Annotated in this window: 18 protein-coding genes and 1 pseudogene; 8 read left to right on the top strand and 11 right to left on the bottom strand. The window is 67.1% G+C overall.

Translation table 11 applies throughout. The annotated features are described in order from the left end of the window. Positions 1 to 74: 74 nt before the first annotated feature. The 4 genes from creD to DBV14_RS13880 all read left to right on the top strand — a co-directional run bounded on the left by creD (position 75) and on the right by DBV14_RS13880 (position 5,968). On the top strand, positions 75 to 1,544 hold the full coding sequence (gene creD, locus DBV14_RS13895; RefSeq protein WP_124459761.1) for a cell envelope integrity protein CreD: 1,470 nt from the start codon (positions 75 to 77) through the stop codon (positions 1,542 to 1,544). Continuing rightward, positions 1,541 to 2,821, top strand: a complete 1,281-nt coding sequence (locus DBV14_RS13890) for a glycoside hydrolase family 3 N-terminal domain-containing protein (RefSeq protein WP_124459760.1) — start codon at positions 1,541 to 1,543, stop codon at positions 2,819 to 2,821. Before creD ends, DBV14_RS13890 begins: the two co-directional genes overlap by 4 nt. Positions 2,822 to 2,833: 12 nt before the next feature. Further along, a complete protein-coding gene (locus DBV14_RS13885; RefSeq protein WP_124459759.1) occupies positions 2,834 to 5,266 on the top strand; it encodes a penicillin-binding protein 1A in 2,433 nt (810 codons plus the stop codon). Between the two features lie 96 nt (positions 5,267 to 5,362). Further along, positions 5,363 to 5,968 carry a hypothetical protein gene (locus tag DBV14_RS13880; protein WP_124459758.1) on the top strand — a complete coding sequence of 202 codons (606 nt, stop codon included), beginning with the start codon at positions 5,363 to 5,365 and terminating at the stop codon, positions 5,966 to 5,968. 44 nt (positions 5,969 to 6,012) lie between these two features. Here DBV14_RS13880 and creC read toward each other — a convergent pair whose 3' ends face one another. Next, positions 6,013 to 7,458 (bottom strand): two-component system sensor histidine kinase CreC, encoded by a 1,446-nt coding sequence (gene creC / locus DBV14_RS13875; RefSeq protein WP_124459757.1) that lies wholly within the window; start codon positions 7,456 to 7,458, stop codon positions 6,013 to 6,015. Positions 7,459 to 7,582: 124 nt separating this feature from the next. Beyond that, positions 7,583 to 8,374 (bottom strand): two-component system response regulator CreB, encoded by a 792-nt coding sequence (gene creB, locus DBV14_RS13870; RefSeq protein ID WP_124459756.1) that lies wholly within the window; start codon positions 8,372 to 8,374, stop codon positions 7,583 to 7,585. A 632-nt stretch (positions 8,375 to 9,006) separates the two neighbouring features. Between creB and DBV14_RS13865 the strand changes: the two genes are divergently transcribed. Then, positions 9,007 to 9,966, top strand: coding sequence for a YcjF family protein (locus DBV14_RS13865; RefSeq protein WP_124459755.1), 960 nt, complete (start codon positions 9,007 to 9,009; stop codon positions 9,964 to 9,966). A 10-nt stretch (positions 9,967 to 9,976) separates the two neighbouring features. Here the strand turns inward: DBV14_RS13865 and cueR are convergent, their stop codons facing one another. Together cueR and DBV14_RS13855 are read right to left on the bottom strand one after the other, a co-directional pair. After that, positions 9,977 to 10,399: a Cu(I)-responsive transcriptional regulator gene (cueR, locus tag DBV14_RS13860; RefSeq protein WP_124459754.1), complete on the bottom strand. Its 423-nt coding sequence runs from the start codon at positions 10,397 to 10,399 to the stop codon at positions 9,977 to 9,979. Further along, positions 10,396 to 10,590 (bottom strand): heavy-metal-associated domain-containing protein, encoded by a 195-nt coding sequence (locus DBV14_RS13855; RefSeq protein ID WP_019653627.1) that lies wholly within the window; start codon positions 10,588 to 10,590, stop codon positions 10,396 to 10,398. Before DBV14_RS13855 ends, cueR begins: the two co-directional genes overlap by 4 nt. 171 nt (positions 10,591 to 10,761) lie before the next feature. On the opposite strand from DBV14_RS13855, the gene DBV14_RS13850 reads away from it, so the two are divergent. After that, entirely contained in the window at positions 10,762 to 13,017 is a 2,256-nt protein-coding gene (locus DBV14_RS13850) for a cation-translocating P-type ATPase (protein ID WP_124459753.1), read from the top strand. A gap of 48 nt (positions 13,018 to 13,065) precedes the next feature. Here the strand turns inward: DBV14_RS13850 and DBV14_RS13845 are convergent, their stop codons facing one another. From DBV14_RS13845 to DBV14_RS13825, 5 genes are all read right to left on the bottom strand, one after another. After that, the gene (locus tag DBV14_RS13845; protein ID WP_124459752.1) at positions 13,066 to 13,548 is read right to left on the bottom strand and encodes a GNAT family N-acetyltransferase; all 483 of its coding nucleotides are present in this window, start codon (positions 13,546 to 13,548) and stop codon (positions 13,066 to 13,068) included. A gap of 70 nt (positions 13,549 to 13,618) precedes the next feature. Continuing rightward, a complete protein-coding gene (locus DBV14_RS13840) occupies positions 13,619 to 14,746 on the bottom strand; it encodes a sterol desaturase family protein (protein ID WP_124459751.1) in 1,128 nt (375 codons plus the stop codon). Between the two features lie 34 nt (positions 14,747 to 14,780). Next, the gene (locus DBV14_RS13835) at positions 14,781 to 16,064 is read right to left on the bottom strand and encodes a beta-ketoacyl synthase (protein WP_124459750.1); all 1,284 of its coding nucleotides are present in this window, start codon (positions 16,062 to 16,064) and stop codon (positions 14,781 to 14,783) included. Continuing rightward, positions 16,061 to 16,366 carry an acyl carrier protein gene (locus tag DBV14_RS13830; protein ID WP_124459749.1) on the bottom strand — a complete coding sequence of 102 codons (306 nt, stop codon included), beginning with the start codon at positions 16,364 to 16,366 and terminating at the stop codon, positions 16,061 to 16,063. Before DBV14_RS13830 ends, DBV14_RS13835 begins: the two co-directional genes overlap by 4 nt. Positions 16,367 to 16,401: 35 nt before the next feature. Continuing rightward, positions 16,402 to 17,262: a carboxylesterase gene (locus DBV14_RS13825; protein WP_124459748.1), complete on the bottom strand. Its 861-nt coding sequence runs from the start codon at positions 17,260 to 17,262 to the stop codon at positions 16,402 to 16,404. A 137-nt stretch (positions 17,263 to 17,399) separates the two neighbouring features. Between DBV14_RS13825 and DBV14_RS13820 the strand changes: the two genes are divergently transcribed. Both DBV14_RS13820 and DBV14_RS13815 read left to right on the top strand, forming a co-directional pair. Beyond that, positions 17,400 to 18,089: a response regulator transcription factor gene (locus DBV14_RS13820; protein ID WP_124459747.1), complete on the top strand. Its 690-nt coding sequence runs from the start codon at positions 17,400 to 17,402 to the stop codon at positions 18,087 to 18,089. A 7-nt stretch (positions 18,090 to 18,096) separates the two neighbouring features. After that, positions 18,097 to 19,503: a sensor histidine kinase gene (locus DBV14_RS13815; protein WP_260397022.1), complete on the top strand. Its 1,407-nt coding sequence runs from the start codon at positions 18,097 to 18,099 to the stop codon at positions 19,501 to 19,503. 50 nt (positions 19,504 to 19,553) lie between these two features. Here the strand turns inward: DBV14_RS13815 and DBV14_RS33880 are convergent, their stop codons facing one another. Both DBV14_RS33880 and DBV14_RS33875 read right to left on the bottom strand, forming a co-directional pair. Then, complete coding sequence (locus DBV14_RS33880; protein ID WP_260397026.1) at positions 19,554 to 19,889, bottom strand: DUF4440 domain-containing protein; 336 nt, start codon at positions 19,887 to 19,889, stop codon at positions 19,554 to 19,556. A gap of 30 nt (positions 19,890 to 19,919) precedes the next feature. Further along, positions 19,920 to 20,303: pseudogene (locus DBV14_RS33875) on the bottom strand (VOC family protein); the annotation flags it as partial. Positions 20,304 to 20,381: the final 78 nt, after the last annotated feature.

Raw genomic sequence — 20,381 nt, 5'->3', positions numbered from 1 at the left:
GGCGCGGGTGCTTCACACGGCCTTCGGGTCGGGCGCCGAGCATCGCCGCATCGCTACAGACGAGGAGAGAAAAAATGCTTCAGTTCCTGCGCGCCCTTCAGGGCTCGATGCTGGTCAAGGTGGCCGGCCTGTTCTTCCTGGTGTTGCTGCTGTGCATTCCGCTGGCCGAGATCGACTCGATCAACCGCGGGCGCGGCGAAAGCCAGCGCGAGGCGGCACAGGAACTCGCGGCCACCTACGCCGGCCGCCAGACCATGGTCGGCCCGCTGCTGCTGGTGCCGTATGTGGAGCGCTGGACCGAACCGCTGCGCGACGCGCAGGGCAAGCTGATCGGCCAGGAGCCGCGCAGCAAGGAAATGGCCCACGTGGTGTTTCCCGACAAGCTGCACATCAAGGGCACCATGGCGCCGCAGGAGCGCTACCGCGGCATCTTCAAGATTCCGTTCTACACGCTCAACGCCACGCTGACCGGCGGCTACGCGGCCTTCGATCCCAAGGCCGTGGCGCACAGCGAAACCGATTCGACGATCGAGCTGAAGGCGCCTTTCATCGCTTTCAACGTGAGCGACCTGCGCGGCCTCGACGGCTCGCCGGCGCTGGCGATGAACGGCGAGGCGCTGCGCTTCAGGCAGCGCGTGCCGGGCATTGCCGACGACGCCTGGTTCGCCAACGGCATCCACGCCCCGGTGACCGGCGCCGCGCTCGCGGCATGGCAGGCCGGTACCGCGCTGCCCTTCGAGATGACGCTGGGCCTGGTCGGGCAGGACACGCTGGCCATCGCGCCCATTGCCGAGGAAACCACGGCACACCTGAGCTCGCCCTGGGCGCACCCCAGCTTCGGCGGCCGTTTCCTCGCGTCGGAACGCCGCGTGACGCCGGGCGGCTTCGACGCGCACTGGCGCGTGTCCTCGCTGGTGACCACGGCGCGCGAGCAGGTGCGCGCGGGGCTCGCCGGGCGCGGCTTCGATCCCGACAGCGATGCCCAGGCCGTTGCTCAGCCCGCCACCCAGCCCGCCGGTGCAGCGCGCCGCAACCTGGGCCCGCTGCAAACCTTCGACGTGTCGCTCGCGCAGCCGATCAACGTCTATTCGATGAGCACGCGTGCCGGCAAGTACGGCATGCTTTTCATCGGCCTGGTGCTGATGGCCGCCTTCATGTTCGAACTGTTCCGCAAGCTGCGCCTGCACCCGATCCAGTACGGCCTGGTCGGCCTGTCGATTGCGCTGTTCTTCCTGCTGCTGCTCGCGCTGTCTGAAAAGTTCGCCTTCTGGATGGCCTATGCGGGCGCGGCCACGGCCAGCGTCGCGTTGCTGGCCGTGTACTTCAGCGCGGTGCTCGGCGGCTGGCGACGCGGCCTGTCGTTCGGTGCTTTCGTGGCGTTGCTTTACGGCGCGCTCTACGGGCTGCTCGCTTCGGAAAGCAATGCGCTGCTGCTCGGCGCGCTGCTGATCTTCGGCATGCTGGCCACGCTGATGCTGGTCACGCGCAAGGTCGACTGGTATGCGCTGTCGCGTCGCGGCGATGCGGCCACGCAAGCGGCATGAAACTGCTGCGGGTCATCGGCGGCGCAATGGGCTGGCTGGCCCTGGCCACGCTGTGGTTCTGGGCCTGGCACCTGAAAGACCCGCACCTGCGCTTCATGCGCGCCTGGGAGCTGCCGCTGCTGCTCGGCGCGCTGGCCATCGGCATCGCGCTCGCATGGCGGCTGGCACGGGGCTGGGTGCGTCCCGTGGCGCTGGGGCTGGCCTTCGGTGCGCTGCTGACGGCGCTGTGCAACGAAGCCGCTTCGGTCCAGCACCGGGCCCAGGTGAACGCCGCATCGGGTCCGCTGGCGCAGGCGCTCGGCGCCCACTTCATCGTCGGCTACGACGATGCGAAAAATCTGCGCGAACTGGCGCGCAAGGGACTGATCGGCGGAATCTTCGTGACCGGGCGCAACGTGCGGGGCCGCACCGCCGCCGAACTGCGCGAAGAAATCGCCGAGCTGCAGGCCCTGCGCCGCGAAACCGGCCTGCCGCCGCTGGTGGTCGCGACCGACCAGGAGGGCGGCGCTGTGTCGCGCCTTTCCCCACTGGTCGAACGCCAGCCGGCGCTGGCCACGCTGCTCGACGCCGACCTGCCGGCCGAACGCGCCCATGCCTACGGCGCACAACAGGGCAGGGCGCTTGCGGCGCTGGGCATCACGCTCAATTTCAGTCCGGTGGTCGACCTGCGCCCCGGCCGCGCACCGGGCCGCTGGGACCTTCACACCCGCATCGACGAACGCGCCATCTCGGCCGACCCCGTGCTGACCGCGCAGGTAGCGCTCGCTTATGAAAAAGGCCTTGAATCGGCTGGCGTGCGAGGCACGCTGAAGCACTTTCCGGGTCTCGCCGGCGTGACCGAAGACACCCATCACTTCGCCGCCACGCTGCGCACGCCGGTCGCCCGGCTTGCAACACATGACTGGAAACCATTTCAAGAAGTGTCGAAACAATCTGACGCAGCCATCATGCTGGGGCATGTGATCCTTGCGGAACTCGATGCGGACTCTCCGGCTTCTTTCTCGCGCAAAATCGTGCAGCAGGTGATTCGGGGCGAATGGGGCTACCAGGGCCTGCTCGTCACCGACGACCTCACGATGGGCGCGGCCTACAACCACGGCCTGTGCAATGCCACCGTGCGTTCGCTGAACGCCGGTGTGAACCTGCTGCTGATCGCCTTCGACCACGACAAGTATTTCGACGCCATGCATTGCGCGCAGCAGGCCGCGCAGCGCGGCGCACTAGACCTCTCGATGCTGGAACGCGGCAACGCGCGGCGGCTCCAATCCTTTCGCTAGACAGTCTTTCCTATGCCCAAAAGTCCTACCCCTCCAACGCCCGACGACGCCGACCACGCCGGCGGCAACGGCCCCGCGCCAGACGGCGACGGCGACCCCAACCGCCGCTGGAAACGCCTCGCGGGGTGGGGCGCCATCGCCACGGGCGCCGGCGCGCTGGTGGTGATCGTCGCCGCCATCGTGGCCGTGGTGGCCATCTACCCGAAGCTGCCCGACGTGTCGGAGCTGTCCGACTACCGGCCCAAGCTGCCGCTGCGCGTGTACTCGGCCGAAGGCCAGCTGATCGGTGAGTTCGGCGAAGAGCGCCGCAACCTCACGCCCTTCGCCAACATTCCGAAGGTCATGAAAGACGCCGTGCTGGCAGTGGAAGACGCGCGCTTCTACGACCACGGCGGCGTCGACTACAAGGGCTTTCTGCGTGCGGCCGTGGCCAGCCTGAAGGGCGGACGCAAGCAGGGTGCCTCGACCATCACCATGCAGGTGGCGCGCAACGTGTACCTGAGCTCCGAGCGCACGCTGAGCCGCAAGACCTACGAGATATTGCTGGCGCTGCGGCTCGAACAGCAGCTCACCAAGGACCAGATCCTGGAGATCTACCTGAACCAGATCTACCTGGGCAACCGCGCCTACGGTTTTGCCGCCGCCTCCGAGGCCTACTTCGGCAAGCCGCTGCAGAACGTCACCACCGCCGAAGCCGCGATGCTGGCCGGCCTGCCGAAGGCGCCCGGTGCCAACAACCCGGTGGCCAACCCGCGCCGTGCGCGGGCGCGCCAGCTGTATGTGATCGACCGCATGCAGGAAACCGGCTTCATCACCGCCGAGCAGGCCGCCGCCGCCAAGAAAGAAGAACTGCACCTGCGCGATGCCGCCGACCCGAACCGCCTGCATGCGGAGTACGTGGCCGAAACCGTGCGCCAGATGATGTACGCGCAGTACGGCGACAGCATCTATACCAGCGGCCTGAAGGTCTACACCTCGCTGGTGGCGGCCGACCAGGCTGCGGCCTACAAGTCGCTGCGCAAGGGCATCATGGATTACGAGCGCCGCCAGGTCTATCGCGGTCCCGAGAAGTTCGTCGACCTGCCGACCGAGCAGAAGGAAGTCGATGAAGCCGTGGACGACGCGCTGGCCGAACACCCCGACAACGGCGACGTGATCGCGGCCGTGGTGCTCGATGCCAATGCAAAGGAAATCAGCGCCGTGCGCGCCAACGGCGAAACCATCCAGATCACCGGCGAAGGCTTGAAGCCCGCGCAGTCGGGCCTGGCCGCCAAGGCGCCGCCGAACATCAAGATCCGCCGCGGCGCGGTGATCCGCGTGGCGAAGACGCCGAAGAACACCTGGGAGATCACGCAGTTGCCGGAAGTGGAAGGCGCCTTCATCGGCATGGACCCGCGCACCGGCGCCATCAAGGCACTGGTCGGCGGTTTCGATTTCGGCAAGAACAAGTTCAACCACGTCACGCAGGCCTGGCGCCAGCCGGGCTCGAGCTTCAAGCCCTTCATCTATTCGGCCGCGCTCGAAAAGGGCTTCTCGCCGTCGACCATCGTCAACGACGCGCCGCTGCATTTCGACGCCAGCGCCAACGGCGGCCAGCCGTGGGAGCCGAAGAATTTCGAAGGCACCTACGAAGGCCCGATGCCGCTGCGCACCGCGCTGATGAAATCGAAGAACCTCGTCACGCTGCGCGTGCTGCAGTCGATCGGTGCACCCTACGCGCAAGACTGGGTCACCAAGTTCGGCTTCGACAAGGACAAGCACCCCGCCAACCTGCCGATGGGCCTGGGCGCCGGCTCGGTCACGCCGATGCAGATGGCGGTGGGCTACTCGGTGTTCGCCAATGGCGGCTACCGCGTCAATCCGTACCTGGTCACGCGCGTCACCGACATGAAGGACAAGGTCATCATGGAAACCGAGGCGCCCGTGCTCGACGAAACGCGCCGCGCCATTCCGCAGCGCAACGCCTTCATCATGGATTCGCTGCTGCAAAGCGTGGTGAAGAGCGGCACCGGCTTCAAGGCCCACCAGGCCCTGAAGCGCGACGACCTCTACGGCAAGACCGGCACCACCAACGACTCCTTCGACACCTGGTTCGCGGGCTTCCAGCCGACCATGGTCGGCATTGCCTGGATCGGCTACGACACGCCGCGCCAGCTTGGCGTGCGCGGCGAAACCGGCGGCAGCCTGAGCCTGCCGATCTGGATCGGCTACATGCAGACCGCGCTGCAGGGCGTGCCCGTGACCCAGCCGGCCGAACCGCCGGGCGTGGTCAACGTCGACGGCGAGTGGTACTTCGACGACTTCACGCCGGGCCACAACGTGGCGAGCCTGGGCCTTGAAAATGCCGAGGCCGTGCCACCACCGGTGGAAGAACTCACCGGTGCCCCCATCGGCGCACCACCGCCACCCGAAGAACGCAACCGCATCCTGGACATCTTCAGGTAGCGGCGGGCGGCGCAATACAAAAAAGCGGAAGCGGGTTGCGGTGCCTACACTCGGTACTGCCTCCCGCTTCTTCTTTTTTCTCTCCCCCACGCATTCATGGAAATCCTCACCCTGGTGGCGTTGATCGCCGCCGGCGCCTACATCCTCAAGTCCAGAGACCAGCGCCAGCGCATCGCGCTGCTGGGCACCCACCTGGGCCGCTACCAGATCGAGAAGCTCATGGAGAGCCTGACTTCGGGCTACCTGCGCTGCCTCGGCGAAGACGACCCCGAGCGCCGGCAGCAGATCTGGAGCCTGCTCGATTCCACCGAGGAAAAACTCTCGGCCCAGTTCAACAGCTTTGCCGCCGAATTCGCGCGCACGCCCGAAGCCGACACCCGCGTGAGCAAGCTGCCGGTGGCCATTCCCTTCGCGCACAAGCTGTTCCCGGCCGCGACCTTCGACCTGCGCCAGGCGCTGGCCATTCATGCGCGCGGCATTGCCGGCGTGATGAAGAACGAAGCGCAGCGCTCCGCCAAATCGAAGGCCTTCACCATGTCGGCCGAACTGTTCCTGATGCAGCACACCTGCCACTGGTATTGCAAGTCGAAGACCGTGGCATCGGCCCGCATGCTGGCGCGCCACCAGACCTCGTACGAGCAACTGCTGGACGCCGTCAGCCCCGAGACGCGCGAGGCTTATCGGGCGCTGACCGGTTCCTGAAGTCCCGCAGTCCCGATATCCTCGGGCCTCCCCGTCCCGCCACCTCAGTGATGTGACGAAGGCAGCAGCGGCAGCGTGAGCGTGGCCACCGCGCCGCCGCGCGACGCATTGCCCAGCTCGATGCGGCCACGGTGCAACGCCGCGATCTCCTTCACGAACGCGAGCCCCAGCCCCGTGCTTTTCTTCTGGCTGTGCGGCCGCGCGAGCGAATAGAACTTCTGAAAAACTTTTTCCTGCGCGTACTCCGGGATGCCCGGGCCGTGGTCGCGCACGCTCACGCGGGCCAGCTTTGAAGTCGTTTCCAGCGTGAGCAATATCTCGCTGTCGCGCGGCGAAAAATCGAGCGCGTTGTCCAGCAGGTTGCTGATGGCGCGGCGCAGCAGGAACGGGTCGCCTTCGGTGTGGGCTTCGTCGCGAATGTTCACCAGCAGCCGGATGTTGCGCTTGGCCGCGGCGGGCTGCGCGCTGATGGCGATGTCGTCGATCAGCGAAGCCAGCGACACCGGCTCGGTGCGGTCCAGCGTGCGCCGCGTTTCGAGTGCCGTCAGCTCCATCATGCGGTCGACGATTTCCTGGATGCGCTGGGTTTCGCGTTCGATGTTCTTCAGGAATCGTTCGCGCTCCGCATGCGGCATCGACGGCTCCTGCAACAACTCGGCCGCGCCGCGAATGGCCGACAGCGGACTCTTCACTTCGTGCGTGAAGGTCTGCACGTAGTCGGCCACGTAGTTGCGGCCGGTGAGCGCATCGCGCATTTCGCTGAAGCCGGTGCGCACCGCATCGACCGCGCGGCGCGCCATGCGCGACAGGCTCAGGGTGCGCTGCGCGCGCGCCCAGCGCCAGTAGTCCGAAATCAATCCGAAGGGTCGTACTAGCCACACCGACACGATCACCGCGAGCAGCAACAGCGCCAGGCCAGAGCCCACGCCGACCCACAGCGTGCGGGCCCGCGCGTCCTGCACGAACTGGCCGAAGCTCTGCACCGGCTTGCCGACGCTGACCATGCCGACGATTTCGTTGTTCCAGCGGATCGGCGCGCCGACGTACATGACCGAGGTGAGCGGATCGCCATCGACGTCGCGCGAAGTGCGCGCGCCGTACTGGCCGTCGAGCGTGCGGCTGACGTCGCTCCACCGCGAATAGTCGGCGCCCAGGTGCCGACCGAGCGAGTCGAACATCACGCGGCCGTTGCGGTCGGTGACGTACACGCGCAGCTCGACGCGGTTCTTGTGCAGGTTGTAGATCTGCGCCGAGAACTCGCGCGCATAGACCGTGCGGAACAGCGGCTCGAGCCGCGCGGTGTTGATGGCGCCGGCAATCACGTCCTGCTCGACCAGGCTGGCCACGAGCTGCGAGGTTTCGACCAGCGACTCCTCGGCCGATTCGCGGTAGCGCGGATCGATGTCCGCCACCACGCGGTACAGCAGGAAGGCAATGCCCGCCGTGTAGATCAGCAGGATGCCGATGAAGATCCGCGTGCGTCGGGTCACGCCCTGGTTCTCCCCCAGGCTTGCCCACTTGGTGTGGCCTCCAGCCCCCTCGCCGGGGGCAATACCAGCGGCCCGGCAAAGCCGGTTCCGCGGTATTCCACGAAAAGGCAGGCCGGGCCCTGTCTCATGCCTTGGAGGGAAGTTCTTCGTTCAGCGCGTAGCCGGTGCCGCGCAGCGTGCGGATCGGCTCCACATCGGGCGCGACGGCCTTGAGCTTGGCGCGCAGGGTCTTGATGTGCGCATCGACCGTGCGGTCGAAGCTGTCGCTGGCGTCGTCCCAGACCATTTCGAGCAATTCGTCGCGCGTGAACACGCGGCCGGGGCGCTGCACCAGCAGCCGCAGCAGGCCGTATTCGTAGCGCGAGAGTTCGAGCAGCCGTCCGTAATACCGGATTTGCATCCGCTCGTTGTCGAGCGAAAAGGGCATTGCGGGGGCCTGTGGCGCCGCTGGCGACGCCACAGGCGCGTTTTGATGGGGTACCCCATGGTTCGGCGTAGCAGTCACTGGCGAGGCTCCTGCGCCGTTTCTCGCGCTTCGCCGCAGGATGGTCCTGACGCGAGCGACCAGCTCGCGCGGCGAAAACGGCTTGGCAATGTAGTCGTCGGCGCCCAGTTCCAGGCCCACCACGCGGTCTATTTCGTCGCTGCGGGCCGTCAGGAAGACCATGGGTACCTCCGGGCCGCCCATCGACTGGTTCAGCGCCTGGAGGCGCTTGAAGAGCTCGAAACCGTTCAGGTCGGGCAATCCGATGTCCAGGATGGCCAGCGCCGGCGGTTCCTGCGCGAACTGCGCAATGGCTTCTTCGGCCGTGGCGCACCAGACCGGGGTGAATCCGTCGCTTTTCAGGACGTACTGCAGCGTGTCGGCGATGCCCGATTCGTCTTCGGCAATCAGGATCCGGGGTTTGAAGCTCATCCCACGGATGTTAGCGAGGGGAAGCCGCGAAATACGGGCGGGGAAGGGTGGGGAATGACGGGAAACGGCGCGGGAAAGTCGGAACGGACCAGGGCCGGCCGGTTTTTTGCCCGGGGCGCCGGAGACCGGCGCGGCCTTTCGCGGCTTTTTTTTTGGCGCGGCGCTTTCCCTGTTCCCTATTTCTTATTCTTCTTATTCAAATTAGTAGTAGTAGATAAGGGTTGGCCTCTTCTGTGGACAGGGCACTTTTTTCGTTATGCGACAAGGAGTTGTCATGCCTGCGTCACTGTGCGCAGCCGCGCTTCCAAGGTGTACCCGGCAAATGAACAACATTGGGTAACCCGCCGGCGCTGTGGATAACCGATGGCTTGTGCAAAAACTGTCCCCAGAGTTGTCCTTTGACACCCCCTGGAAAATCTGCGAAAGACGGTTTTCGGGCAAAGAAACCCAGTGCCCAAAATTTGAGCAGACTGTAGATTTCCCTTGTAGATCAATGACTTGCAACGCCCCTACACAGCAGTGCCGGGGTTATCCACAGAGTTGCCCCAGTTTTGTGGGGAGAACCGTTCGAAGGAACCTTCGGGCGGCCCGGCAACCGAACTTCGTCCTTCCTTATGACGAAAAGCGCGAACATGACACCTTCAGAAACAACTGCCATCGTGACCCTGAGCCTGCTGGCGGCTTTCGTCGACGGCGAAAAGCACGAACGCGAGCGCGCGGAGATCAAGCGCATCGCCGAAGGCCTCTCGCAAGCCGACGGCCTGAACCTGCCGACGCTCTACCAGGACGTGCTCATGAAGCGCGTGTCGCTGGCGTCGGTGGCAGGGGAGCTGAAGAGCACCGAGTCGCGGCAGCTGGCCTATGAAATGGCGGTGTGCGTGTGCGATGCCGACGGCACGCAGTCGGAAGCCGAGCGCATGTTCCTGATGGACGTGCGCACCTCGCTCGGGCTGGACGCGTCGTCGGCGGCCGGGTTCGTGGCGCGGGCGGAAGAAATCGCGGCCGTGCCGGTGGGCGCGGCGGTGGGAACGGCCACGGCCGCGGGTGCCACGGCGGCAGCCGTCGCCAATGCGCCCGACAGCGCCGAGCTCGACAAGTCGATCCTCAACGCGGCCATCCTCAACGGCGCCCTCGAGTTGCTGCCCGAGACGCTGTCGACCATGGCGATCATTCCGCTGCAGATGAAGCTGGTGTATCGCATCGGCCAGGCGCACGGCTACCAGCTCGACAGCGGGCACATCAAGGACTTCCTGGCGACGGTCGGCGTGGGCCTGACCTCGCAGTACCTGGAACAGGCCGGGCGCAAGCTGCTCGGCGGACTGCTGGGCAAGGTGGGCGGCGGCTTGCTGCGCGGGCTGGGCAACCAGGCCGTGAGCTCGGGCATGAGCTTCGCGTCGACCTACGCGCTGGGCCACGTTGCCAAGCGCTACTACGCCGGCGGCCGCACGCTGTCGACGCAGATGCTGAAAGAAGCCTTCTCGGGTGTCGTGAAGGAAGGGCAGGGCTTGCAGACGCAGTACCTGCCGCAGATCCAGGAGAAGGCCCGCACGCTGGATGCGGGGAAAATTCTTTCGCTGGTGCGCGGCGCCTGATCGTGCCCCGCTAGACCTTGCTCAGGTCATCGAGGATCGGGCAGTCCGGCCTCGCGTCCCCGTGGCAACAGTGAACCAGATGGGCCAGCGTGTTGCGCATCGACTGCATGTCCGCAATGCGCTGCTCCAGTTCACCCAGGTGCTTTTCGGCCACGCGCTTCACGCTGGCGCTGGTGCGGCGGCGGTTGTGCCACAGCCCGACCAGCTCCGCGATTTCTTCCATCGAGAAACCCAGGTCGCGTGAGCGCTTGATGAAGCGCAGCGTGTGGACGTCGGCGTCGTTGTACTGCCGATAGCCGCTCTCGGTGCGTGCCACCGCCGGCAGCAGGCCCAGCCCTTCGTAGTGCCGGACCATGCGCGCCGACACGCCCGACAAGCGCGCGGCCTCGCCGATGGCGACCTGCCGGCCGGCCGTGGCCGCAATGCCCGTCATTGAACGGCGTAGCCCGCGTTCTCGATCGCGGCCACGATGTCCTTGCGCGGCTGTTCGCTCAGCACGTCGACGTGGCCGGTTTCGAGGTCGACCGTGACCTGTGCTTCGGGATCGACCGTTTGCACCGCGTTCTGCACCGCGTTCACGCAGTGGCCGCAGCTCATGCCCGTGACCTGGAATTTCTGGCTCATCGTCGTGGCTCCTTCTTGGGATGGATGAATGAATGAATGAATGAATGAGTGGTCCTCGAACCGTTCGAGGCAAGGCATCAGTTTGAACTTTCCCACGATGTCAATGTCCAGCAAAGGGACACTTTTTTCAAGGCTTGACCTTGCCATGGTGTGAGGCTTTAGCCTTGGCACATGGAAAACCTGCAGCAGCAACCCTCTTCGGCGGCCACCGCCACGCTGGACTTCTCGGTCGGCGGCATGACCTGCGCTTCGTGCGTGATGCGCGTCGAACGCGCACTCAAGAACGTGCCGGGCGTCCAGGACGTCAGCGTCAACCTCGCGACCGAGTCGGCCCGCGTGACCACAGCGGCAACCGGCAGCGACGACATGGATGTGCGCCTGCGCCGCGCCGTGCGTGCCGCCGGCTATGAGCCGCGCGCGGCAAGCAATGCGGCCGACGAGGCCGCGGCGCTGTCGCCCTGGCACGGCTTCGGCCCGGTGGCCGTGGGCCTGGCGCTGTCGATTCCGCTCATGGCACCGATGCTCGGTGACCTGATTGGACAAGACTGGATGCTTCCCCCCTGGGTGCAATTGCTGCTGGCCACGCCGGTGCAGTTCTGGCTGGGCGCGCGTTTCTACCGCGCGGGCTGGCATGCGGCCAAGGCCCGCACCGGCAACATGGACCTGCTGGTGGCACTTGGCACCAGCGCGGCCTTCGGCTTGTCGCTGTGGCTGTGGTGGCGTGCAACCACCGGCGAGCATGCGGGCCACGGCATGGTGCCGCACCTGTACTTCGAGGCCTCGGCGGTGGTGATCACGCTGGTGCTGCTCGGCAAGTGGCTGGAGGCGCGTGCCAAGCGGCAGGCCACCTCGGCCATTCGTGCGCTGCAGCAGCTGCGGCCCGAAGTGGCGCACCTGGTCGGTTTGCGCGGCAAGGAAAGCGATGTGCCGCTGGCCGAAGTGATGGTCGGCGACCGGCTCGCGGTGCGCCCCGGCGAACGTGTGCCGGCGGATGCGCGCGTGATCGAAGGGCAATCCGAGGTCGATGAATCGATGCTCACCGGCGAGCCGCTGCCGGTGGCCAAGGGCCCCGGAGATGCGTTGACGGGCGGTGCGGTGAACGGCGACGGCCGCATGGTCATCGAGGTGAGCGCGGTCGGCGCCGAGAGCGTGCTCGCGCGCATCATCCGGCTGGTCGAAGACGCGCAGGCCGCCAAGGCGCCGATCCAGCGATTGGTGGACAAGGTGGCGGCGGTGTTCGTGCCCGTGGTGCTGGTGATCGCGCTGCTCACGCTGGCCGGCTGGCTGATGGCGGGCGCCGGCATCGAGACGGCGTTGATCCACGCGGTGGCGGTGCTGGTCATCGCCTGTCCGTGTGCACTGGGCCTGGCGACGCCGGTGGCGGTGATGGCCGGGACCGGCGTGGCGGCCAAGCACGGCATTCTCATCAAGGATGCGCGTGCACTGGAAATTGCGCACCGCGTCGACACCGTGGCGTTCGACAAGACCGGCACGCTGACCCTGGGCCGCCCCGTGCTCACGGCCCTCGTGAGGGTGGCGGGCAGCGATGCCACCGAAGACCAGTTGCTGGCAACGGCTGCCAGCCTGCAAGGCGGCAGCGAACACCCGCTGGCCAAGGCGGTGCTGAATGCCGCGGCCGAGCGCGGCCTGCAGGCGCCACCGCTCGCTGCGATGCAGGCCATGCCGGGGCGCGGCGTGCGCGGTGAAGTCGATGGCGCCACCTGGGCCATCGCCAGCCTGCGCTGGTGCGGCGAACTCGGCGCGATGCCCGAGGCCGCCGATGTCGAGGGCCTGCAGGCGCAGGGCGCGACGGTCTCGGCACTGCTGCGTTTCGACGAAAACGGCGCGGCCCATGCGCAGGCGCTGCTGGCCTTCGCCGACGAACCCAAGCCTCAGGCGGCCGAAGCGATTCGCACGCTGCGTGCGCGCGGCCTGCGCGTGGTGATGATCTCGGGCGACAACCTGCGCGCGGCGCAGGCCATGGCGGCGCGCCTGGGCATTCCGGCCGAGGACGTGCGCGCCGACGTGCTGCCGGCCGACAAGGCCGAGCAGGTGAGTGCCTTGCGAAAGAACGGGCACGTGGTCGCGATGGTCGGCGATGGCGCGAACGATGCTCCCGCGCTGGCTGCGGCCGACGTCGGCATCGCGATGGCGCCTTCGGGCGGCGGCACCGACGTGGCGATGGAAGCGGCCGGCATCACGCTGATGCGCGGCGACCTTGCGCTGGTGGCCCAGGCCTTCGAGCTGTCGGCCCGCACCGTGGCGAAGATCCGGCAGAACCTGTTCTGGGCCTTTGCCTACAACGTGGCCGGCATTCCGCTCGCCGCCTTCGGCTTGCTGAGCCCGGTGGTCGCCGGCGCGGCCATGGCGCTGTCGAGCGTGAGCGTGATGGCGAATGCGTTGCTGCTGCGGCGCTGGAAGGCCTGAACGCTCTGAAGGCGGCGATGCGGAGCGAGCCGCTTCGCATCGATTTTTTCAGTCGACCAGCAGCGCCATCATGTGGTCGTCGATGGCTTCCGCGGCACCGGCCCGCTTGTAGAACTTGCGCAGCGTGCCTTCGCGCTCGAAGCCCAGCTTTTCGTAGAAGCGCAGCGCTGGCGCGTTGTCGCTTTCGACGATGAGCTCGATGCGCCGCACGCCGGCCGCTTTCAGCGCGTCGATGGCCTCGGTCACCATGGCCAGCGCAATGCCCTGGCCATGCAGCGCCGGGTCGACCGCGAGCGTGCCGAGGCTGGCCACGTGGTGCACGCGGCCCGGATAGCGCGTGGCGCGATAGAAGCCGGCGATGCGTCCGTCGCGCTCGAAGATGTAGAAGCTGCCACCGTCGAGCAGTTCCTGGTAGATGGCGCGAAAGTCTTCGAGCGGCATCGGGTCGTAGCCCAGGTAGGGCACGACCTTTTCGTGCATGTAGAGGGTGAAGACGGTGTCGATGTCTTCAGGGGTGGCCAGCCTGCGCATGTGGGGAGCCTGAAAGCTTTGGAGCGCCGAGCATAGCGAGGCCCGCGCGTGCCGTGAAGAAGCTACCGGCTCAGGCCAGCAGTACCGCCGACAACGCCAGCAATGCCGCTTGCGCGCACCAGGCCCATCGCAGCCGGATGCGCGAATCCAGCACCGTGCCGATCGCCCAGAACCCGCCGGCCGAAAGCGCCAGCAACAGCAGGCCGGCCCGCTGCGAAAGATCGTCGGCATTCCACAGGAAGGCCAGCGTCACGCCGACCCAGGCGGCGAAGTGCAGCGCGGCCGACACGACCTGCGCACGGGTCAGCGCCGGGTCGTGCAGTTGCTTTGCGTCTTCGAGCGAGAACGCGGGCTCGGGAAACCGCGCCGCCACGTCGGCCGGGCGCCAGCCCGGTGGCTTGAACCACACCGCGAGCTTGTCGCGCCAGCGCCGTGTGTACCAGCTGTCGCGCAGCAGCGGTGCATAGGGTCCGAAGATCGCGTGCAGCGGGTCGAAGCTGGCGAGCGCCTTGCGCGTGCCGTAGACGCAGCGTTCGCTTTCTTCCGCGAAGGTACCGAACAGGCGGTCCCATACCACCAGCATGCCGCCGTAGTTGCGGTCGACGTAGCCATCGTTCACGGCGTGGTGTACGCGGTGGTTGGAAGGCGACGAGAACACGCGGTCGAACCAGCCGAGCTTGCCGACGTGCTCGGTGTGGATCCAGAACTGGTAGACCAGCACGATCAGCCCCGCCAGGCCGAACTGCTCCGGCGGCACGCCGACCACGGCCATCGGCAGGTAGAAGGCCCAGCCCAGGAAGGCCACGGTGCTCTCTTGCCGCAGCGCGGTCGAAAAGTTGAAGTGCTGGCTCTGGTGGTGCACCGAGTGCGCGGCCCAGAACACGGCCGACTCATGTCCCGCGCGGTGCAGCCAGTAGTCGAAGAAGTCGAACAGCAGCACCGCGGCGATCCAGCCCATGGCGCTGTCCCAGAAGCTGGGCCGCGTCCACAGGGCGACGGCCGGGTAGACCATCGCGTACAGGCCGATCTGGAAAAGCTGCGTGCACACGGCAAGCGCCTGGCTCAGCATGCCCTGGCTCAGGCTGCCGAGCGTGTCGTTGAAGCGGTAGGTGTTGCGCCGCTTCAGCCAGCCCCATGCGAACTCGCACGCCATGAGCAGCGCGAACACGGGCACGATGAAAACGACCAGCCGGTGCACCGTGTCGATTTTTCAGGAAGTCTTCAGCGAATCTTCAGCGATCGGACGCGCGACCGGCCACGATGACCGCGTTGGTGCCGCCAAAAGCGAAAGAATTGGACAGCGCATAACGGATGCCCTTGGCCTCGCGCGCCTCGCCTTGCACGAAGTCGAGATCGAAAGCCGCATCGGCTGTCTGCAGGTTCGCGATGGGCGGCAGGCTCTCGCGTGCCAGCGCGCGCAGCGTCGCAATCAGCTCGATGGCGCCACCGCCGCCGAGCACGTGGCCGTGGATGGCCTTGGTGGCGCTCACCGGTGCGCCCTTGCCGAACACTTCGCGGATCGATGCGGCTTCGGCGGCATCGCCGGCCGACGTGGCCGTGCCGTGCGCGTTGATGTGGCCGATGTCAGAGGCCTCGATGCCCGCGTCGCGCAGGGCGGCGCGCATGGCGCGCACCTGGCCGCCGGCGTCGGGGTTGGTGATGTGCGTGCCGTCGCAATTGGTGGCGTAGCCCGCGAGCACGAAGGGCGCGGTATCGGCGCCGCGCGCCAGTGCGTGCGCCGGCGATTCGAGCACCAGCGCGGCCGCGCCTTCGCCGATGGCAAAGCCCGCGCGGTCGCCCGAGAAGGGGCGGCAGGCCGACGACGGTGCATCGGCCGGCGGCGGCGCCATCACGCGCATGGCGTGCCAGCTGGCCATCACGCCGGGCGTGAGCATGGCGTCGTGGCCACCGACGATGGCCACGTCGATCCAGCCGCCGCGAATGGCGCGCATGGCCTCGCCGATGGCCACGGCCGAAGAGGCGCAGGCACAGGCGTAGGCAATGGCCGAGCCGCGCGCGCCGAAGTGCAATGCCAGCTCCGCCACGGCGGCGTTGGGCATCACGGTGAGCACGGTGGTCGGGCGCATGCGGCGCTGCTCGCCGTAGAGCGCGCTGGTGGTGTTGTCGAAGCTGCCGGCACCGGCCAGGCCGCTGCCCCAGAAGATGCCCAGGCGGTCGCGGTCGATGGTGTCCAGGTCGAGCTTGGCTTCGGCCGCGGCGTCTTGCGCGGCGGCCAGCGCCATGGCGGTGCCGCGATCGAGCGGCAGGCGCGAGGTGCTGCGCACGCCATCCGATTCGAAGTCGCAGGCGGCAACGGCGAGCCGCATCGGGTCCATGCCCTTGATCTCGAGCGTCTGTGCGCGCACGGCCGAGCGGCCCGCGAACAGGGCGTCGTCGAAGGCTTCGACGGTGCGGCCGATGGGCGTGATGAAACCGAGGCCGCTCACGCGAACCGGCGCGGAAGCGACGCCCGCGGCCGAGGCGGCAAGCATGGCGTGGGCGGCTCCGCTGCTCATGCGTGGGCTTCGTTGGTTTGCGCCGCGGGCGCGGCCGCAGCGCCGCTGCTCTCCGCGTCGATCACTTCGCACAGGCGTTGCAGCGTGATGCCGGCTTCGCGCGGATCGAGGCGGTCTTCGGGAATGCGCAGGTGGAAGGCGTCTTCGACGGCGAAGACGAATTCCATCAGCGCGAGCGAATCGAGGCCGAGGTCGGACAGCGCGGTGGCCGGCGAGATGGCCGAGCGCTCGACCTTGAAGTCGGTCTCCAGAATCGTCGCGATGCTGTTGAAGGTGGGCGAAGTGGAATCGGAAGAAGACATGGAAATGGTGTCCTTTCAGACGTGTTCAGGCGGGGTCATGCGTACAGGGGATGCTCCGGCATCGTGCCATGCGCCACCGCATCCGCAAACGACACTGTTTCGCGCACAACCTGTTGACGATCGTTGTCGATCGTGATCATGTGATAGCTGTTGGCCACCACCACGGTGCGGAATGCGCGGCAACGAAGCCCGCGCGCCAGGATGTCGAGGTTGGCGACGCTCGCCACCTCGTCTTGTTGGGCATGCAGTGCCAGCACGTTGTCGCACTGCACGCTGTTCAGGTGGCGCCGCACGTGGCGGATCAGCCGGTCGTGCTCGCGCAGGTGGCCCACGCCGATGACCGAGCTGCCCGCGCGCGAGACCTTGCGGTGGCGCAGCTCGCGCTCGATCCAGGCCCGCACGCGTTCGTTCTTCACGCCATAGGGCGGGCGTTCGCGGTATTGCCAGAAGCGGCCCAGCGGCGTGTAGAAGGCCAGTGGCAGCAGGAACTGCGTGCGCGGAATGGCCCAGCCGTCGAAGCGCAGGGTGGTCGACATGAGCACCAGCGCGTCGACGTCCTTGCCGCAGCGGATGGCCGCGCCCAGCGCCAGCGACGAACCGGCCGAAATGCCGACCAGCATCACGCGGTCGTGCTGTGTGCGCAGCGCCTTCACCTGCGCCTGGATGATGTCGATCCAGCGCTCGTAGGGGGCGGCGTGCTGCAGCGGCGCGTTGGTATCGAACGAGTAGCCTTCGATCGACAGCGGGTGAACCGGGTAGCCGCGGCTGCGCAGCGCCGATTGCACGGTCAGCAACTCGTCAGGCGTGCTGCATAAACCATGCAGCAGGACCACCGCGGTGCGTTGCACCTGCGGTGGCACGAGGCTCAACTGATCGGAGGGTTCACGCGCACTCATCGTGTCGCGTCGGCCATGAAAATGGCCCGTGTTTCATATTGCTGTCGTATGCTCATGTTGCGTTTATCGCTTGGAGCGACTGACCGGCTGCTGACCCGTCCTTCGCTAGGGCAGATTACCCCAAACACTCAAACACCATGCGAATTCTGCTTGTCGAAGATGACGCCGTACTGCGCGATGTGATGCTGCGAAGCCTCGCCGATGCCGGCCACCGCGTCGATGTGTCCACCAACGTGGAGGATGCCGACCATCTCTGGCGCGTGCAGCCCTTCGATGCGGTGCTGCTCGACCTCAACCTGCCGGCCACCGCCAGCCCCACCAGCGGCCTGGCCAGCGGCCTCACCGCGTTGCGGCAGGCCCGCGCACGCGGCGACCGCACGCCGGTGCTGGTGCTCACCGCGCGCGGCCGCACCGAGGAACGCATCGCGGGCCTCGATGCCGGCGCCGACGACTACCTGGGCAAGCCCTTCGACCTGGCCGAGGTCGAAGCCCGCCTGCGCGCGCTGGTGCGCCGCGCCAAGGGCACCGAAGACATCGTGCTGCTGGGCCAGCTCAAGCTCGACCGCAAGGCGCGGCGCTTTTCCACGGCGAGCGGGCCGCTCGATCTGCCGGCGCGCGAGTTCGAGGTGCTGTGGGAGCTGATGAGCCCGCCGGGCCGCACGGTGAGCAAGCGCGCGCTGTCCGACAAGCTCTCCAGCTTCGACGAGTCGCTGGGCGACAACGCGCTCGAAGCCTTCATCTCGCGCCTGCGCAAGAAGCTGCAGGGCACCGGCGCAAGCATCCGCACGCTGCGCGGCATCGGCTACCTGCTCGAAGCCGAGGTCTGATCCGCGCGTGACCGAGCCGATCGAGCCGACCCAGGACAAGCAGCCCGAGGCGCTGCGCCCGGCGCCTTCGCTCACGCGGCGCGTGCTGCGCAACGTGCTGGTGCCATTGGCGCTCACGTGGATGGTCGGCGCCGTCATCGCGCTGGTCATTGCCAACTACTTCTCCGAACAGGCCTTCGACCGCGGCATGCTCGACGATGCCTATGCGCTGTCGGCCAACGTGCAGGCGGGAGAGCGCGGCATCGAGCTGCTGCTGACGCCGCGCGAAGTGGCCACCGTGCTCTTCGACCAGGTCGACAAGGTGTACTTCGCGGTGCAGCGGCTCGATGGCAGCCTGATCTCGGGCCAGCCCGGCCTGCAGGCGCCGCTGCCGGTGGACGGTTCGCGCTATCGCTTTTCCGACGTGGAATACGAAGGCAGCGTGCTGCGCGCCGTGGTGCTCGAGCACGATGCCGAACCCGACATCAGCATGCCGTACCGCGTGGTGGTGGCGCAGACCACGCTGAGCCGCACGGCACTGGTGCGGCAATTGCTCGGCTATGCGCTGGCACCGCAGATCCTTTTGCTGGTGCTGCTCGCCGTGTGGCTCTGGTACGGCATCCGCAGCGATTTGCGGCCACTGGCCGAGCTGCAGCGCGCCCTCGACCGGCGCGACGTGCGCGACCTTTCGCCGGTGGCCGTGGCCCAGACCTCGCGCGAACTGCAGCGCCTGGGCAATGCGGTCAATGCGCTGTTCGACCGGCTCGGGCAGAGCCTGCAGGCGCAGCGCGAGTTCGTCGGCAACGTGGCGCACGAACTGCGCACGCCGCTTGCCGGCATTCGCGCGCTGGCCGAATACGGCCTGGCCCAGCACGACGCCAAGGTATGGCGCGAGCAGCTCGAACGCGTGTCCGAGCGCCAGTCGCGCGCGAGCCACCTGATCGACCAGCTGCTGGCGCTGGCACTCGCCGAAGAGGCCCGTACAGGCCTCGAGCGCGTGCCGGTGCGGCTCGACGTGCTGGCCGAGCAGACGGTGCTGCGTCACCTGGCGCGCGCCGATGCGCGTGGCGTCGACCTGGGCGCGCGTGGCCTCGACGACCCCGTGGTGGTGCATGCCAACGAAGCGCTGGTGGAAGGCATTCTCGACAACCTGATCGACAACGCGCTGCGCTATGGCGGCCGCACCATCACGGTCGAACTGGCGGGCCAGACACTGAGCGTGATCGACGACGGCCCCGGCATTCCGCTCGAAGCGCAGCGCGACCTGATGCAGCGATGGGCCCAGGGCCCCGCCGGCGAAAAGCTGGGGCAGGGCTCGGGCCTGGGCTTGTCGATCGTGTCGCGCTATGCCGAGCTGCTGGGCGCGGAGCTGCGGTTGGAGGCCGCGGAGCCGACGGGGTTGCGCGTGAGCGTGGCGTTCGGCGAAGTCGGATAGCAGCCAGCAGCATTGGCCTGCGCAGCAGCGGGCCGCGTCAGACCGTCAAATCAAAGCGGCGTGCCCTGGTGAAACGCCATGCGCCAGCGGCCACCCCGTTGTCGCCACAGCGAACTGCGCAGCGAATCCGCGGACGGCCGTTCCGCCGTGGCCTCGCGGTGTACGCGGTAAGTAACCAGCGCCACATCGGACGCCATTCGCTGCACACGAAAGTCCGACATCGTGCGTTCCGAAAAAGCTTCGTCGCGCAGCGCCTCGACGATCGCGGGCCGGGTCCAGACGATGCCGGAGATGCCAATTTCCTGGAAGTCGTCTTCGAGTATTTCCTCGAGCCGCGACGCGCTCGCCCGCACGTCCTGAAGATGAAGGTCGCCTTCGAGTTTCATGAGCAACGCATGAAGATCGCCTGCTGGAGCGGCTTCGTAGAGTTCCAGCGGCAAGCCATCGGGATCGGTGAAGAAGGTGAAGCGCCGGCCGGTGAACTCGTCGGTGCGCAGCGGCTCGACCGCAATGCCTTGTGCAGCGAGTTCGTCGGCTGCGGCTTGAACGTCATGCACTTCGAAGGACAGATGACGCAGGCCTTGTGCTTCGGGCCGCGTGGGGCGCGAGGGCGCATCGGGAAAGGAGAAGAGTTCGATCTGCGAGCCATCGGGCACGGCGAGGTCGAGCTTGTACGAGTCGCGTGCGGCGCGGTAGTTTTAAGCGACGACGCGAAGACCCAGGACCTCGGTGTAGAAGCGCTTCGATGCCGCGTAGTCGGCGCAGATGATGGCTACGTGGTGGATTCCGTTCAGCTGCATGGGCTTGTTCGTTTCGGTTGCTTGGTTGTGCTCTTGTGTTGTGTTGCGCGCTGCTGGGGTGCGGGGTCATTCTTTGGC

The sequence above is a fragment of the Variovorax sp. KBW07 genome (assembly GCF_003852515.1).
In the GTDB taxonomy this organism is placed as follows: Bacteria; Pseudomonadota; Gammaproteobacteria; order Burkholderiales; family Burkholderiaceae_C; genus Variovorax.
Note: the sequence above shows the minus strand (reverse complement) of the source record. Positions and strands in the feature narration are given on the sequence as shown.